Source organism: Sorangium sp. So ce406 (assembly GCF_051474675.1).
GTDB lineage: Bacteria > Myxococcota_A > Polyangia > Polyangiales > Polyangiaceae > Sorangium > Sorangium cellulosum_G.
In genome coordinates this window covers 150,917-166,374 of the sequence record NZ_CP150340.1, presented here as the reverse complement: position 1 = coordinate 166,374, position 15,458 = coordinate 150,917, and the positions used below count along the sequence as shown (strand labels likewise).

Below are 15,458 nucleotides of genomic sequence, written 5' to 3'. Positions count from 1 at the left end.
TCGTCCGTGGCATGAAGCCTGCCCGTCGGCCGGCCATGACCGCCTCCCCCCCCATCGCCGAGAGCAACGCTCCGAAGCCCATCCACACCGATGACGACGGCCTCGTCGCCGGCGCCGTCACCGTCCCCGCGCCGGCCGGCGACCTCCCCGGCTACCGCGCCCACCCCGCCTCCGGCGGCCCCTTTCCCCTGGTGCTGGTGATCCAGGAAATCTTCGGCGTCCACGAGCACATCCGCGACGTCGTCCGCCGCCTCGCGAAGCGCGGCTACTACGCCCTCGCCCCGGACCTGTTCGTCCGCCAGGGCGACCCGAGCCGCCTCGGCACCATCGACGAGTTCCGCGCCCTCGCGGGCCGCGTGCCCGACCAGCAGGTGCTCTCCGACCTCGACGCGAGCGTGGCCTTCGCCGGCGCCTCCGGGAAGGCGGACGTCGACAAGGCGGCCGCGCTGGGCTTCTGCTGGGGCGGGCGCATCACGTGGCTGTACGCCGCGCACAACCCGTCGCTGAAGGCCGCCGTGGCCTGGTACGGCCGCCTCACCGGCGATCGCACCGAGGCGCACCCGAAGCACCCGATCGACGTCGCCAGCGCCCTCCAGGTGCCCGTCCTGGGCCTCTACGCCGGCCAGGACCAGGGCATCCCCCTGCCGACCGTCACCGAGCTGCAGGACGCCCTCCGCGCCGCCTCCGCGCCCGGCGCGGCGCGCTCGGCGATCCACGTCTACCCGGACGCCCCGCACGCCTTCTACGCCGACTACCGGCCGAGCTACCGCCCCGAGGCCGCCGCCGACGCGTGGCAACGTCAGCTCGACTGGCTCGCCCAGCACGGCGTCGCCTGACCGCGACGGGCCCGCCCCCCCGCCCCGGCGGCCGCTGCTGCCCCGGCAGCAAGCTGCGCCTCCGCTGCTACTCCGCGCGCACCCGCGCGCTCCCTCGAGACGCCCCCCTCGCCCCCCGGCTCCCCTGATCGAGTAGCCTCGCGCGATGCGCGCGAAGCTCCGGGACACCGAGATCTACTTCGACATCGACGGCATGGGCCTCGTCCCCGACGGCCCCGAGATGCGCGAGAAGCCGGTGATGTTCGTCGTGCACGGCGGGCCGGGCGCCGACCACTCCTCCCACAAGGCCGGGATGACGCCGCTCGCCGACCGGGCGCAGCTCGTCTATTTCGATCATCGCGGACAGGGCCGCTCGGCGCGCGGGCCGAAGGACACCTATACCCTCGAGAACAACGTCGAGGACATGGAGGCGCTGCGCCTGCACCTCGGCCTCGATCGCATCGCGGTCATGGGCACCTCCTATGGAGGCATGGTGGCCATGGCCTATGCGCTCGAATACCAGCAGCACATCTCTCACCTCATCCTGGTGGCCACGGCGGCCAGCCACCGCCTCATCGACCGGGCGAAGCAGATCGTCGCCGAGCGCGGCACGGAGCGGCAGAGCGCGGCGTGCGAGCGCCTCTGGGCCGGCGCGCTCGAGAGCGACGCGCAGTTCGCCGAGTTCCTCGAGATCATGGGGCCGCTCTACTCGACCACCTTCGATCCGCAGAAGGCGGCCGAGTCGAGCGCGCGCACCATCTACAACGTCGAGGCATGGAACGTCGCCCTGGAGCGGTTCATGCGCACGTTCGACTTCACGCCGCGCCTCCCCGAGATCGAGGTGCCCACCCTCGTCATCGCCGGCCGGCACGACTGGATCTGCCCGCCCGATCTCTCGGAGGAGATCGCGCGCCTCATCCCCGGCGCCGATCTCCGCATCTTCGAGCGCAGCAGCCACTCGGTGCGCGCCGACGAGCCGCGGGCGCTCCTCGACGCCATCGCCGGCTTCCTGGTCTACAAGCGGTAGCGCGGACAGCCACCCTCGCGCGGCGTGCCAGGCGCGCGCTACTGGACCCCCGCCTTCCGCATCGCCGCGGGCATTCGCTGGACGATGACCGCCCCGACCTTCTTCCCCACCTCCCCGCTGATCTCGGGGAGCAGCTTCGCGGCCTTCTTCCCGACAGGCGTGTTGTAGAACTTGATGAGCTCCTTCAGCTCATCGGCGGTGAACTTCCCCGCATAGATCTCGACGTTCCACTGGACGAGCTCGTCGTACGGCAGCACCTCGGCGACGACCGCCTTCAGCTTCCCGGCGTCGCTCGCGGAGACCTTCGCGCCCGCCTGCTGCATCGAGGCCCCCATGTTGGACATGAGCTGATCGAGGAGCGCGTTGTAGACCTCCTTCGGCATGACGAGGTGCGTGAGCTCCCGCGCGAGCTTCTTCTCTGCCTCTCCGGCCTGTGCGCTGCCGAGCGACACGAGCGAGAGCGCGATCACGACGGAGAGCGAGACGATCCAGGAACGAAGCGCATGCTTTCTCATGCTCCTCCTTTACCACGGATGCCCCGCCGCCCGCCTCGGGCTCGATCCTCGGGGGCGCCGCGCGCTCACGCACACGCGCGCACGCGCGCCGTCGGCGCCTGTTCACGCCAGCGTCACCTCGTCGCCGACGCGCAGCGCGCCGGATTTCGTCTCGTGGATGTAGTTCTGACCGAAGTTGAGGTCGCCGCGCTTCTCCGGGTCGCGCCGGTAGGTGGCGAGCGTGCGGAGCGGCTCCGGGCCGCGCTCCGCGGTGCGCTGATCGGTCGTCGTGACCACGCAGCGGGCGCACGGGCCGCCGGCGCGGAGCACGACGTCCCCGATGCGGACGCGGCCCCACCGGTCCTCGTCGAAGGCGGCGCACCCGCTCACGACGAGGTTGGGCCGGAAGCGATCCATCGGCACCGGCGCGGCGCCGCTCTCCTCGAGGTGCGCGTTCAGATCGGCGAGGGAGGCCTCGGAGATGACGAGCAGCGGGAACTCGTCGGCGAACGTCACGACGTCCTCCGGGCGCGCCACCGAGGGCCGGAGGACGGGCCGGCGGAACGCCTCGCCGATGCGCACGAGCCGCGCCGGCTGCTCCAGGGTCTCGCTGAGCCACGCGGCGGCCTCGTCGCCGCAGTCCTCGGCCTGGAGGCCGGTGCTGTTCCAGACCTCGACGGTGAGCAGCCGCGCGCCCTGCGCCGCGCGCGGCACGGAGACCGGCGCGCGGCCGGCGGTGTGGAGCGTGAGCGAGCTCGGGGAGAGCTGCGTCTCGATGAGCGCCATGCGCGGCAGCGGGCGCTGCGTGAGCGGCTTGCCGTCGGGGTCGGCGATCATGAACCGCCGATCGCCGGCGAGGCCGAGCTCGTCGAGGGACGCCGCGTCGAGCGCGATGCCCCGGCAGCCCTTGACGGGATAGATGTGGATGGCCGAGATACGCATTGCGGCGCTTATACCACGCTCCGCTCCGCGCCGACGGCGCCCTCGTGGGGACATCGATAAGGCGGGGCGACGGGCGCCTCGCTCAGGCGCCGCGCAGGCGCCCCTCTCGCATCCGCCCGGCCCGATGTTCGAGCGGCAGTGGAGACATGGAAGTGCGACGGGGACGAGGGGAATCGATGGCCAGCGGGTCGGTGCGCGAAGAAGAGCTCTCAGGGTGAGCACCTGGACAGCCGGAAGCGCTGTAAAGGGGCCAACGGCGCGGGAGAGCTGCGCAGGGGCACGGCCCCTGGGAACAAGGCTTCCCCGGCTGGCGCATCGCAATGCGCCACCAGCAGTGGGCGGCAGCCACGCGTGCTGTCCACCGAGGCTGCCGCGCCCCCCTCACGCCTTCACGCCACGTCCTGCCCCTCCGCGATGCCGAGCACCTTCCGCAGGTCCATCCCCGCGACGATCTCGGCGTTCTGCTGCACCCACTCGACGAGCACGGGGCGCAGCGCACGCGCGATCTCTTCCTTGACCAGCCCCTCGACCGCGCTCGGCCCGAGGCGCTGCGGGTCGAGCGCGACGCCGCCGCCGGCCGCCAGCGCCCCGAACAGGCGCACGAGCGACTCGACCCCCGCCGCCTGGCCGGCCGCGCCGAGCGGCTCCACCCGCTCGACCGCGATGTCCCCGCCGCGATGCACGACGAAGCGGCGCAGATCCGCCTGGTCGGATCCGTTCTTGCGGAGCACCGCGGAGGAACAGTCGACCTCGATGCGCCGCACACGCGGCGCCGTCTCGATCTGTTCCCGGGTTCCCTCGACATCGACGCTCGCGGCGATCGTCGCGCCGGCCGGGATGCAGAACCCGTCCGGACCCACCGCGCCCGCGAGCTCCTGGCGCAGCGTCAGCCGCGCGGAGAGGCGCGCGCCGCGGACGGGGGGACCGCCGCCGCCGGACTCGAGGTTCGAGAGCACCTGACGCACCGTGAGCACGAGATCGCGATCGCTCGTCGGGTCGTATGGGGGCATGGCCATGGGCGTCGAGGTGACGAGATCGCGCATGAACGCGCGGGCCTCGTCCTCGGCCGAACCCTTCCCCACCCGGACGAGGCCCCCCGTGTAGAACACGTTGGGGGCCATGGCGCCCGTGCGGAAGTCGTACTCGACCTGCTGAAGCCCCATGTCGCCGAGCGGCGGCGGCAGGTCGATGACGAGGTACGGCTCGAACGCGACGCGCAGGAGCGTCGGCGCGAGCGTCAGGCGGAGCGCCGTGGCGCTCGACGTCGCGAGGGCGGCCACCCCGGTGCGCTTCAGGATGGTGCGCGCGGGGAGCTCGAACGAGATCGAGACCGACTCGAGTTCGATCCACGAGGGCAGGAAGCTCCAGGCCATCCCGGGATCGTACACCCTCCCCTCGCCCGCGGAAGGGCCGCCTATTGACCCGCCGCCCGGGGCGCACCCATCATGTCCCACATGAATGCAGAGGAATTCCTCGACGAGCTCGATCGCAAGGTCGGCGAGCGCCTCGCCCACATCGGCGCCGCGGCCGGCGCGGCCGAGCCCCGGAGCGGCATCGGCGTCCCGGAGCTGCTCGCGACCGCGCTCAAGAAGGAGCTCGAGGCGACCGAGGAGGCCGCGCTCTGGCTCACCACCGAGACCGACGTCGAGGTGAAGCTCGCCCTCGCCCGGCAGTGCGGCGACGAGGCGCGGCATTACCGGCTCATCGCCGACCGCCTGCGCGCGCTCGGCGTCGACCCGGCGGCCCTGCCGGCCAGGTTCGGGTCGCCCACGCCGATGTACGCGTACCTGAAGGGGCTCGGCTCCACGGTCGAACGCGTCGCCGCGGGCCAGTTCACGCGCGAGGCGCTCGCGAAGGTGCACAACCAGGCCTTCATCGAGTACTGCGAGGCGCAGGGCGACGCCGAGACCGCGCGGCTCTACCGCGACGTCATCCAGCCCGACGAGGGCCACCACCACGAGATGGGCCGGCGGCTGCTCGCGCGCCTCGCCGTCACCGACGAGGCCCAGGCCCTCGCGCGCGCCGCCGCGCTGCGCACGCTCGAGATCGCCGAGGAGCTCCAGGAGATCGCGCGCATCAAGATGGGTGTCTGCCGGGCGCCCGGGTGCTGACGCGGCGTCACCCAGGTGCGAGAGCTCTTTCGATCCGTGTGGTCCGAACCACGAGCACCGCACGCACCTCGACGCGTCCGGATGGACTGGGTCCTCCTGGCGGCGTTCGCCGTGGTCGGGCTCCTCGAGGCCACGTTCCGATCCGATCTCCCATGGCGCGCCGCTTCGCTGGTCGTCGGCGTCGGGCTCTCGCCGACGCTGCTGTGGCGGAGGACCAGGCCGCTGCAGATGGTCGCGATCGCGTTTGGCCTCGTCACGGCCATGAAGCTCGCGGCCCTGGCTGCCGGCAGCGAGCCGCCAGGGCTGCACACGATGGCGTACATGCTGCTGCTTCCCTATTCACTGTTCCGGTGGGGGACGGGCCGTGAAGCGATCATCGGATTGTTGATCATGGCGGCCGCGGCGTCGTTCGATCTGATCTCCACCCGGGCCGAGATCGGTGACATCATCGGGGGATCCGCCGTCCTGAGCTCGACCATGGCGCTGGGCGCGGCCGTGCGCTACCGGGATCGCGTGCGCCTGCGAGAGCTCGACGAAGCCAAGCTGGCCGAGCGAGAGCGCCTTGCCCGCGACCTGCACGACACCGTCGCCCACCACGTATCGGCGATCGCGATCCGCGCGCAAGCTGGCCTGGCAGCCGCGTCGGCGCGCCCCGAGGCGCCCGTGGACGCGCTCCGCGTGATCGCGGACGAGGCGTCTCGCGCGCTCGGGGAGATGCGCACGATGGTCCGGTTCCTCCGCCGGGACGAGCCGGCCGAGCTCGCTCCGAGCCCGCGGATCGCCGACATCGAGCGGCTCGCGAGCCCGTCCGCCGCAGGACCGTCCGTCGAGGTCAAGCTGACCGGGAGCTTCGACGGGCTGCCGTCCTCGGTCTCTGCCGCGATCTTTCGTATAGCGCAAGAGTCGATCACCAACGCCCGCCGGCACGCTCGCCACGCGACCCGCATTGACGTCGACGTCACGACCGACGACGCCTCCGTGCGTTTGCGGGTCACCGACGATGGTCATGCGGTCCCTGCTCGCCATGCCGCGTCGAGGGGGTACGGTCTGGTCGGCATGATCGAGCGGGCGGAGCTGCTCGGCGGCACGTGCCACGCGGGCCCGGGCCCACAGCGCGGCTGGACGGTGACGGCTGTGCTGCCCCGGAATGGACGGTCCACATGAGCATTCGAGTCCTCGTCGCCGACGATCAGGAGATCATCCGCACCGGGCTCAGCATGATCCTCGACGCCCAGCCCGACATCGAGGTCGTGGGCGTCGCCGCCGACGGACACCAGGCCGTGAAGCTGGCGCTCGCCCTGCGCCCCGACGTGTGCCTGTTCGACGTTCGCATGCCCGGGATCGACGGCATCGAGGCCACGCGACGGCTCGCCGGCCCCACGGTCGACCGGCCGCTCGCGGTCGTCGTGATCACCACCTTCGATCACGACGACTACGTGTATGGCGCCCTCAAGGCCGGCGCCCGCGGCTTCTTGCTGAAGGACGCCGGTCCCGACCTGCTCGCGCAGGCGATCCGCGCCGCGGCCAACGGCGACGCCTTGATCGCTCCGAGCGTCACCGCCCGCCTCCTCTCCGCGTTCGCCGCCTCTCAGCCCAACCGGCCACGAGCGCAGCCCGGCGAGGCCCTCACCGCCCGCGAGGAGGAGGTGCTCCTGACGGTGGCCCGCGGGCGAACCAACGCCGAGATCGCGGACGAGCTCCACATCAGCCTCAGCACCGTCAAGGCTCACATCGCCAGCCTCATGACGAAGCTCGGCGCGCGCAACCGCGTCGAGATCGCCCTCTGGGCCCACGAGACGGGTCGCGTTCGGGACTGACCCGTCGGACCGGCGCCGGGGGGTGCACCTGGCCGAAAGTAGGACCTCCCCATCGGACTCCTGGTCGACCGAGCTCTGGCCTTAGCGCCAATTGTGCCGCACCTGGGGCGGTGGCTAGGTTCGCTTCATGACGAACAAGAGCACCACGACCCCCTCGGCGAGGCGAGACTGGCTCGTGCCCGCGTCTCTGATCGGCCTCAGCGCGGTCCCGGTAGCTGCCGGTGCGTTTCGCATGATCGAGCTGAGCGCCGGCGGCGAGGTCACCCCTGACAACGCGCGCTTCTTCGCCGCGCCCCTGCCCATCGTGCTGCACATCCTCAGCGTCAGCGTGTTTGCGGTCCTGGGCGCGCTCCAGTTCTCCTCCGGCTTCCGCCGCCGGAGACCTCGCTGGCACCGCGCGGCGGGGTGGGTCGTGGTCCCGTCAGGGATCGTCGCTGCGGCTTCCGGTCTATGGATGCAGGCGCGTTACGAGCTCCCCGAGGGCGACGGCGACGCTCTTGCCGTCCTCCGGCTGCTCTTCGGCTCGGCCATGTTGACGTCGCTCCTCCTCGGCGTTGTCTCCCTCTGGCGGCGCGACTTCGTCCGCCACGGCGCCTGGATGCTGCGCGGCTATGCCATCGGTCTGGGCGCAGGGACTCAGGTGCTGACCCACCTGCCCTGGGTGTTGCTCGCTGGACAGCCGAACGAGGGCGTAAGGGCGCTCCTCATGGGCGCCGGCTGGGTGATCAACGTGGCCGTCGCAGAGTGGATCATCCACAGGGGCCACAGGGGATCGATGACTCCACCGGCACCCGCCAGGGCCGTCGTCCAGCTCCCGCACGGGCCCTCTCAGGTCGCGTGACAGGGCAGGTGAACGAGGCGCCATGAGAGCGCTCGTTCATGCTCGGCAGGGGCCTCTCGCTCGCCGCGCCCGCTCACTCGACGGGGAACACGGTCCAGCCCTCGAAATCCTCGCACGTCGCGCCGCAGGCGCCGACGAAGCGCGCGGCCGGATCGAAGAAGCCGTCCTCCGGCGGCGCCGCGGCGCCGCTCAGCGCCGGCGAGCCCGGCGCGAGCGACAGGTCGAGCGAACGCCACGAGGCGCCCCGGATGCCGGCGGCGGATGAGTCGTCCATCTCTCGGTTCATCCATACCGGATCCATGATCCACGGGTCCTCATCGTAATCTGTCGAAGAGTCGCTCTCCTCGAAGTTCTCTTCGTTGGCGAAGATGGAGTGCGTCACCTCGATCCGCTTCCGACGGGCGTTCACGGCGGTCCGATCATCGACGATCTCGATGCCCGACTCGATGAAATCGGCCACGAGCACGTTGTGCAGGCGCGCTCGTGTGCCGGTGTCGAGCTCGATGCCGGCCCACCCCTGGTCGGCGGCGGGGTTGCCGAGGAGCGTGACGTTGTACAGCTCGGGGTTCGACGCCAGCGAGTCGCTGCTGCCGTCGTCGCTCCCCTCGATCCCGCTCTCGTGAGCGGGCGAGTCCGTCCTCAGCCCGGCGAGGAATTGCCCCTTGCCGCGCCAGCCGTACTCCCAGTCGAAGCTGTCATCCTCCCCGCCGACCACGAGGACGTGCTTCATCCCCACGGCGCCACCGACGACGTAGACGCCGTCGTCCATGAACTGGACCACTTCCACGTGGTCGATCACGGTGCCGCGCCCGACGCCGATGAGCTCGAGCCCGGCCATGTACTCGTCCCCGAAGAAAGCGCGACCGGCGAACTCGATCCGCGTGTAGCGCAGAGTGCCGCTGTCCTCCTCGTCGTCCTCTCCGCCGCAGATCAGAAAGAGAGCGCGGGGCGGCGCGCGGGGCGCCCACGTCCCGTCGGGCTGGTTGATGCGGGCTTTGCCGCAGATCAGCAGCCCGCCCCAGTCGCCGGGGCGCCGCCGCGCGTGCGCGCTCGTGAACACGACCGGCGCCTCGCGGGTGCCATTCGCCAGGATCCGCGCCCCGGGCTTGATCACAAGGAGGCTTTCGTCGTCGGCGAGGACGGTCGTGCCGGCCTCGACGGTGAGCGTCGCGCCGGCCTCCACGACGACGGGGCCGCGCAGCCGCGGAGGCCGGCGGGGCGTCCATGTGGTGTCGGCGTCGATGCTGCCCGCGACCTCGAGCTCGCCACCACCGCCGTCTCCCCCGCTGCCCTCCCCGGACGGCCGTGGTTGTCCAGGTCGGATGCCGAAGACCACGTCGCACCCCGCCGCGCCGAGGAGGGCTGCGGCGCCCACGAGCGCGCGCACCGCGCCAGCAGAGCGCATCAGAACCGTCCTCCGAGCGAGAAGCCGGTCGGCCCGAGGCCGACGTGGAGCATCGGCCGCGCCCCGGCGCTGGCGCCGGGCGACCCGGAGGTGAACCAGAGGACGCCGGCCGCGGCCACGGCTGCAGCCCCCGCGATGAACACGACGGTGCCGGCCCGCGCGACGTCCAGGGCCTGGTTGCGGATCATGAGCCCCTCCGGGTCGCAGAGATCGCCGTCGCAGTACGCGCCCGAGTCCTCCTGCCGCGCGCGCGCCGCGAAGCCCAGGCCGGCGGACACGCCCATGCCGACCACGCCGATGCTGGCCACGACGAGGGCGACGCGCCGCTGCGCGGGCATGCCGGCCGCGGCCGGGGGCGCCGGCGGCGCAGCCGGCGGGACGCGCGCGGCCGCGGGCGCGGCGCTCGCGGCCGGCGCGCTCGCGGGCGCCGCGGGCGGCGCGCTCGGCGCCGGCGGCGCCTCCGAGAGCGGCGGCACGGCCACGGTCACGGTGCCGCCGGACGGCTCGACCGTGACCGCGCCCGACCACGGGAGCCTGCCCGGCGCGCTCGCTTCGACCGTGTAGGTCCCGGGGTTGACCGGCACCGGCGTCCCCCAGAGCACGGGGCTGACCTCCTGGCCGTTGCGCCGCACGGAGAGCCCCGGCGCGGCGCTCGCCGCGGGGACCTCGACGAGCAGGCGCGAGAGCCGCGCCTCCAGCGCCGCCGCGGCCTCGCGGGCCTTCTGCTCGCGGTCGGGCTGGCCGTTGCGGCGGGCCGCGTCCGCCGCCTCGCGGTAGGTGGCCCAGGCGCTCGCGCTCTGGCCGAGCTTCTCGTAGCAGGCGGCGAGGTACAGCAGCGTCCCGACGCCGGCATCGAGCCGCTGGCTCTCCGCGAGCCGCGGGCACGCCTCATCGTACTTGCCCTGCTTCATGAGCTCGATCGCCTGCTGGAAGAGGAGCTCCGCGGTCGCCGCATCGGCCCCCGCCTGCGCGCGCGACAGCCCAGGGACGGCGGTGAGCAGGGCGGCGCCCGCGAGCGCGACGGCGCCGCGCCGGGCAGCGAGGCGCCAGCTCATTTTCGCGATCCGTAATCAGGGACAGGGGCGTCCTGGGGCGCGCCGCCCGCGGAGGCGGACGCAGCCGGCACGGGAGCGGCGGCGCGCGCATCGGGCTGCGGCGCTCCGACGCGCGGGGAGGCGCCGCGGGGCGGCGGGGCGGCCGCGCGGGGGCGCCCTGCCGAGGCGACGGGAGGAGCGGCGGGCTCCGCGGGCTCGGCGGCGCGCGCCGCCGCGGGGTCGCGCTGGGCCGGGAGCGGCTCGGACGCACGCGGCGCCGCGTGCGGCTCGGGCGCCGTCTGTTCCCGGAGACCCTCGGGCGCAGACGGCGCCGGGGGCGGTTCGGACACAGGCCGCCCCGAGGGCCGGTCGGGCGCGGCCAGCGCCGCAGGCGAAGAGGGCACGGCCGTCGGCGTGTCCCCGGTCTCGGCGGCCGGGTCCCGGCGCTCCGGGAGCAGCAGCGCCACCGCGGCCAGCCCCGCCAGCGCCGCGGCGCCGCCGGCGAGCCGCAGCCCTCGGGGGCGCCCCCGAGGCGCCGGCGGCTGGCTGCCCGACCACGGCGCGGCCGTCTGCGTCATGGTCGGCGCGAGCGCGAGCGTCGCGCCAGGAGCAGCCGCCGGATGGGGCGCGTCGCGACCCCAGACCGGCAGGCCGGCGTCCGCTGCCTGCGTGTCGCCGACGGGCGCCGCCGGCACGGTGGTGGAGTTGGCCGGCGTGCTTGCGGAGCGGACGGGGGCAGGCGCGGTGGTGGACATCGGCAGGCTGCTCGCAGCGCCGGCCGGGGCGGCCTCCGGCGCCTGCGGCGCAGAGGGAAGCGAGCCGCGCCCGCTCGCCGCGGCGAGCGTCGCCTGGGCGCGCTCCACCAGAGGCCGGCACCGCGCCGGGGCGAACGGCGCGAGCGCCGCCGCGAGCTGCGCGACGTCCTGCCACCGGTCCTCCGGCCTGCGCTCCAGGCACCGCATGATCGACCGGCTCAGCGCTTCGGGCAACCCCGCGCGCAGGGAGGCCAGCGGCGCAGGGAGCTCCTGCGTCACGAGGAGGATCAGCGCCCCGAACGTCTCGGCCTCGAACGGCAGCTTGCCGGAGAGCGCCTGGTAGAGCGCGACGCCGAGCGACCAGATGTCGCTGCGCATGTCCACCGCGCGGGACGAGCGCATCTGCTCGGGCGACATGTAGAGCGGAGAGCCCACCAGGGCATTCTGGCTCGTCAAGCTGTCCGCGCTGATCTCGTCCGCCGGCGCCACGAGCTTGGCGATACCGAAGTCCAGCACCTTGACGAGCGGGCTGCCGTCCGCGCGGCGCACGACGAAGAGGTTCCCTGGCTTGATGTCCCGGTGCACGATCCCGCGCGCGTGGGCCTCGGACAGCCCCTCGCAGATCTGCACGCCCATCTCGCACGCCTCCTCGATCGGAAGCGGCCCCTCGGCCCGGAGCCGCGCCGAGAGGTCCGTTCCCTCGAGGAGGTCCATCACCAGGTAAGGGAGGCCTCCGTCGAGCGTGTCGACGTCGAGCACCCGGGCCACGTGCTCGCTCCGCAGGCTGCTCGCCGCGCGCGCCTCCCGCAGGAAGCGCGGTACGCTCCCGTCGCGCTTCGCCGCCTCGGGCAGCACGAGCTTGATCGCGACGCGCTGGTCGAGGACGAGGTGGTGCGCCTCCAGGACGGCGCCCATGCCGCCCGCGCCGATCACCCGGACGATACGGTACTTCCCCCTCAGGACGTCGCCTGGCTGAAGCGGAAGATCATCCGGCATGCTCATGCGCTGCCTTGTCGGCGATGGCCCCGGCCGGCGAGATTATCGGCGCGATCGCGGGGGCGCAAGCGAAAGGCTCTCGGCGTTCAGCTGCCGGGATCTTGCCGGGATCTGCCGTGGATCGCGGACCGGCGGCGAGGACGGGAATGGCGAGGGCACCTGGTCGGCGTCCCCCTGCGCCGTCTGCGCGCCCTCGAGGCGTCCAGGGGCTACCTCCTCGACGCGGCGGCGCTCGAGCGCGAGCTCTTCCGAGGCGGTCGCCGCGTCGGCGCGGTCGACGTGGCTAGGCGGGCTTCCGGGCCCATGCGCCGAAGACCATGTCGCTGATGTACGTGGCGTTCGCCTTCGTCCGCTCCTCCATGAGGCGCTCTTCGAGCGTGTCGACGTCGATCTCGGCCTCGGTGGCGACGCCCCGCTGCACGATGCGGGGCAGCATCGCACGGACGATCGCGACGGTGCGGTAGCGTGTCCGGGGCGTCTGCACGACCGCCTCCGCGCGCACGCGCACGACGTCGAGGCCCGCCTGCTCCAGCACGGCCGCGAGGTGGAAGCCCATGTGAATGTCGGCGCCCTCTCGCTCCACCGTGCGCCAGATCCAGTGAGACACGCGCTCGTGGAGCGGGAGCGGCGCGACGCTCGCCGGCACCATCGTGGCGTCGTGCTCCTGAAACACCACCACACCTCCGGGGCGCAGGGCGCGGGAGAGGCTGCGCACGGCCGCCACGCCGTCGGGCTGGTACATCAGCACGCGCCTGCCGACGACGGCGTCGAAGTGGCCGTGCTCGGGCGCCAGCGCGCCCAGGTCGCCCTCGGCGAAGGTCATGTTCGAGAGACCGAGCTCGCGCGCCCGCTCCCGCGCCGCCGCGATCGAAGGCGCGTCGCGGTCGACGCCCACCACCTGCCCTTGCGCCCCGACGAGCTGCGCGATCATCCGCGAGACATCCCCGCGACCGCAGCCAGCGTCGACGACGCGCATTCCGGCGCCGATGCCCGCGTCGGCCAGCAGCCGTCCCGTCATCTCGTCCACCACGTCAATCAGCATCACCACGACGTAGCGCGCGCGGCGCCTCCGCGGGAGGGCGCTGTTTCATGCCGGATTGGCGGATCTTTCGGTCGCTCGTACCGCCGGCCCGCCGCCTGGTCCTCCCCGCGACGATGACCGTGTCCACGCCGCTGCGCATCGCGTGATCAGGGACGAGCTTCCGGGACGCGGCGCCAGCCGGCGCGCGCCCGCGCCAGCGGCCCGGCGCTAGGTGGGCGCGTAGATGACCAGGTTGCCGTCGCACTGGACCACCAGGAACGCTCCCCGGTGTCCCTGGGTGTTCGACGACCACTTCGGCTGGCCCGCGTAGTCATAGAGCACGAGGTTGCCGTCCGCCTGCAGGATCGCATGCTTGATGGCCTGCCCGGCGGTGCCGGTGGACCACAGCGCCTGCGCCGGCACCCGGTACAGCACGAGGTTGCCGTCGTCCTGCATGATGAGGTGGTACTTGCGGTTCGCGGAGTACACCCCGTAACCACGGTTCAGGTAGTCGCCGGCGAGGAGCTTGGTCTGCGGATCGCAGTGCTCGCTGGACTGGAACGTGTTGCTGGCCCACACGGGCTTCACGGCCTGGGCCCGCGCGTCTCCAGCCTGCATCAGGGCGACGCCGAGGCACGCCGCGGGCAGCAGCGCCCGCCGAACGAACTGCACAGCTCCGATCATCACAATCCTCCTTCCGATGGCCTTGCTTCCGATGGCCTCGCTCTTCTTTCCTGCCTTCTGCGGAGATCCGGGTTGACGCGCCCACGCCAGGGACAAGCACGCTCGCGCGCCGTCCGGTGGGCTCACGGATCTTCCTGTCGTGTCGAATCGATCGCGCAAGGCAAGAGGCAGACCGCAAGGACAATGCGCCGACAGAGCTCCCCCAGGCGAACGGCGTGAGCGCCTCGCGCGGCGCGGACCGGAGCCGCAGCGCGCTGTCGCTTCCCATCGCATGATCGCCAGCCGCACACCCGGCCGCGCCGCCCCGACCGGCCCCCGCCGCGACCGGAAGCGCGCGTGAGCCGCCTCGACCGGCAGCGCGCGTGAATGGTCGCTCCGGATCGATCGCCTGGAGTGCGGCCGCGGAGACGGCGCCTCCGAGCTCGACCTCGCCGGGCGGCTCCCCGAGGGGCACGGGACGGTCGAAGCGCCGCGCCGCCCGAGCGACCAGGGCGGGAGCGGCCGCTCCGATCGGGTGAACGCGCGCCTGCCCGGCCGCCCCGGCGGTCGCGCGGCGCGTTCAGGACACCAGGGCTCGGCGCGTCAATCCCTGTTCCGAGGCCCATATGCGGGACGGCCCGACGTGCGAAGGTCGCTCAATCCATTCAACCTCTGGATACCAAGGTTGCCTCTTTGTCGCGAGATGCCCCGCGGCGAGGAGCAGACCGGTTGACCGAAGGGGGGTTCTCATGAGCAGATTTCCGGGGGACAGATCGTTCCGGGAGGTGGCCCGGTTCACCCAGGATTGCGGGGCGATCTGCACCCATGCAAGCCAGTATTGCCTCGAGATGGGCGGCGCTCACGCCGACGCGACGCACGTACGGTTGCTCCAGGACTGCGCCGACATCTGCGAGGCGGCCTCCAAGCTCCTCCTGCGCAGCTCGCCGCAGCGCGCCCAGATCACGAGCGCGTGCGCGGCCCTCTGCGATCTGTGCGCGGCGAGCTGCGACAAGCTCACCGGCGATGTCCAGATGAAGACGTGCGCCGACGAGTGCCGCCGCTGCGCGGCCGCGTGCCGGCAGATCTGACCCGGCGGGGAAGCGGCGTCTCTCTCCTTGACCGTCCGGCCTCGGACGGGCGCGGCCGGCGCCATGCTTGGGACTGGAAGGTGGGACGACCATCTCATCGAGCTTCCTCAACCTCGCCTGAAGTGACCTGCGCTTGAAGCGCCGAGACGCGAACAGCAGAAGCAGCTCCTCGCGTCGCGGCCGCTCCTTCCCTTGGATTGACCCATCCCCTGGCTTTCCCCACCTCCTGCAGGCCGCCTTCCACCTCGACCGCTGCGCCAGCCGAGCCGCGCCGGCGCGCGCCGCTGGCGCTGTCATGGTGGCTGCCGGCGTCCATTCGCTGTCTCGAGGGTAGCGAGCTGCGATGCGCTCGTGATGGAAGGGCGCGCCGCGCGACCTTTCATGCAGATCCGTCGACGCGCGCCGTGACGGGGAGCTCGCCTGGGGCGTGATGATCTCCTTGACAGCGG

General features: G+C 72.7%; 15 protein-coding genes. 7 read left to right on the top strand and 8 right to left on the bottom strand.

Annotated elements, in window-relative coordinates:
• Positions 1 to 35 precede the first annotated feature (35 nt).
• Entirely contained in the window at positions 36 to 836 is an 801-nt protein-coding gene (locus tag WME96_RS00630; protein WP_437288247.1) for a dienelactone hydrolase family protein, read from the top strand.
• Positions 837 to 981: 145 nt separating this feature from the next.
• Positions 982 to 1,842, top strand: a complete 861-nt coding sequence (locus WME96_RS00625; protein WP_437288246.1) for an alpha/beta fold hydrolase — start codon at positions 982 to 984, stop codon at positions 1,840 to 1,842.
• Between the two features lie 38 nt (positions 1,843 to 1,880).
• On the opposite strand, the gene WME96_RS00620 is transcribed toward WME96_RS00625, so the two are convergent.
• From WME96_RS00620 to WME96_RS00610, 3 genes are all read right to left on the bottom strand, one after another.
• Positions 1,881 to 2,357, bottom strand: a complete 477-nt coding sequence (locus WME96_RS00620; protein WP_437288245.1) for a DUF2059 domain-containing protein — start codon at positions 2,355 to 2,357, stop codon at positions 1,881 to 1,883.
• A gap of 102 nt (positions 2,358 to 2,459) precedes the next feature.
• Positions 2,460 to 3,278, bottom strand: a complete 819-nt coding sequence (locus tag WME96_RS00615; RefSeq protein ID WP_437288244.1) for an MOSC domain-containing protein — start codon at positions 3,276 to 3,278, stop codon at positions 2,460 to 2,462.
• Positions 3,279 to 3,667: 389 nt separating this feature from the next.
• Positions 3,668 to 4,651 (bottom strand): hypothetical protein, encoded by a 984-nt coding sequence (locus tag WME96_RS00610; protein WP_437288243.1) that lies wholly within the window; start codon positions 4,649 to 4,651, stop codon positions 3,668 to 3,670.
• 81 nt (positions 4,652 to 4,732) lie between these two features.
• Here WME96_RS00610 and WME96_RS00605 point away from each other — a divergent pair, with 81 nt between their 5' ends.
• From WME96_RS00605 to WME96_RS00590, 4 genes are all read left to right on the top strand, one after another.
• A complete protein-coding gene (locus WME96_RS00605) occupies positions 4,733 to 5,389 on the top strand; it encodes a ferritin-like domain-containing protein (protein WP_437288242.1) in 657 nt (218 codons plus the stop codon).
• A 15-nt stretch (positions 5,390 to 5,404) separates the two neighbouring features.
• Positions 5,405 to 6,553, top strand: a complete 1,149-nt coding sequence (locus WME96_RS00600) for a sensor histidine kinase (RefSeq protein ID WP_437288241.1) — start codon at positions 5,405 to 5,407, stop codon at positions 6,551 to 6,553.
• The gene (locus WME96_RS00595; protein WP_437288240.1) at positions 6,550 to 7,206 is read left to right on the top strand and encodes a response regulator; all 657 of its coding nucleotides are present in this window, start codon (positions 6,550 to 6,552) and stop codon (positions 7,204 to 7,206) included. Before WME96_RS00600 ends, WME96_RS00595 begins: the two co-directional genes overlap by 4 nt.
• A gap of 127 nt (positions 7,207 to 7,333) precedes the next feature.
• The gene (locus WME96_RS00590) at positions 7,334 to 8,047 is read left to right on the top strand and encodes a DUF2306 domain-containing protein (protein WP_437288239.1); all 714 of its coding nucleotides are present in this window, start codon (positions 7,334 to 7,336) and stop codon (positions 8,045 to 8,047) included.
• Between the two features lie 73 nt (positions 8,048 to 8,120).
• Here WME96_RS00590 and WME96_RS00585 read toward each other — a convergent pair whose 3' ends face one another.
• The 5 genes from WME96_RS00585 to WME96_RS00565 form a co-directional block, all read right to left on the bottom strand.
• Positions 8,121 to 9,452, bottom strand: coding sequence for a hypothetical protein (locus WME96_RS00585; RefSeq protein ID WP_437288238.1), 1,332 nt, complete (start codon positions 9,450 to 9,452; stop codon positions 8,121 to 8,123).
• Complete coding sequence (locus tag WME96_RS00580; RefSeq protein WP_437288237.1) at positions 9,452 to 10,507, bottom strand: hypothetical protein; 1,056 nt, start codon at positions 10,505 to 10,507, stop codon at positions 9,452 to 9,454. The genes WME96_RS00585 and WME96_RS00580 overlap by 1 nt, the downstream gene beginning before the upstream one ends.
• Entirely contained in the window at positions 10,504 to 12,243 is a 1,740-nt protein-coding gene (locus WME96_RS00575) for a serine/threonine-protein kinase (RefSeq protein ID WP_437288236.1), read from the bottom strand. Before WME96_RS00575 ends, WME96_RS00580 begins: the two co-directional genes overlap by 4 nt.
• Before the next feature lie 277 nt (positions 12,244 to 12,520).
• A complete protein-coding gene (locus WME96_RS00570) occupies positions 12,521 to 13,279 on the bottom strand; it encodes a class I SAM-dependent methyltransferase (RefSeq protein ID WP_437288235.1) in 759 nt (252 codons plus the stop codon).
• A 207-nt stretch (positions 13,280 to 13,486) separates the two neighbouring features.
• Positions 13,487 to 13,942: a hypothetical protein gene (locus tag WME96_RS00565; RefSeq protein WP_437288234.1), complete on the bottom strand. Its 456-nt coding sequence runs from the start codon at positions 13,940 to 13,942 to the stop codon at positions 13,487 to 13,489.
• Between the two features lie 728 nt (positions 13,943 to 14,670).
• On the opposite strand from WME96_RS00565, the gene WME96_RS00560 reads away from it, so the two are divergent.
• Entirely contained in the window at positions 14,671 to 15,009 is a 339-nt protein-coding gene (locus WME96_RS00560; protein ID WP_061614817.1) for a four-helix bundle copper-binding protein, read from the top strand.
• The last annotated feature ends 449 nt before the right edge of the window (positions 15,010 to 15,458 follow it).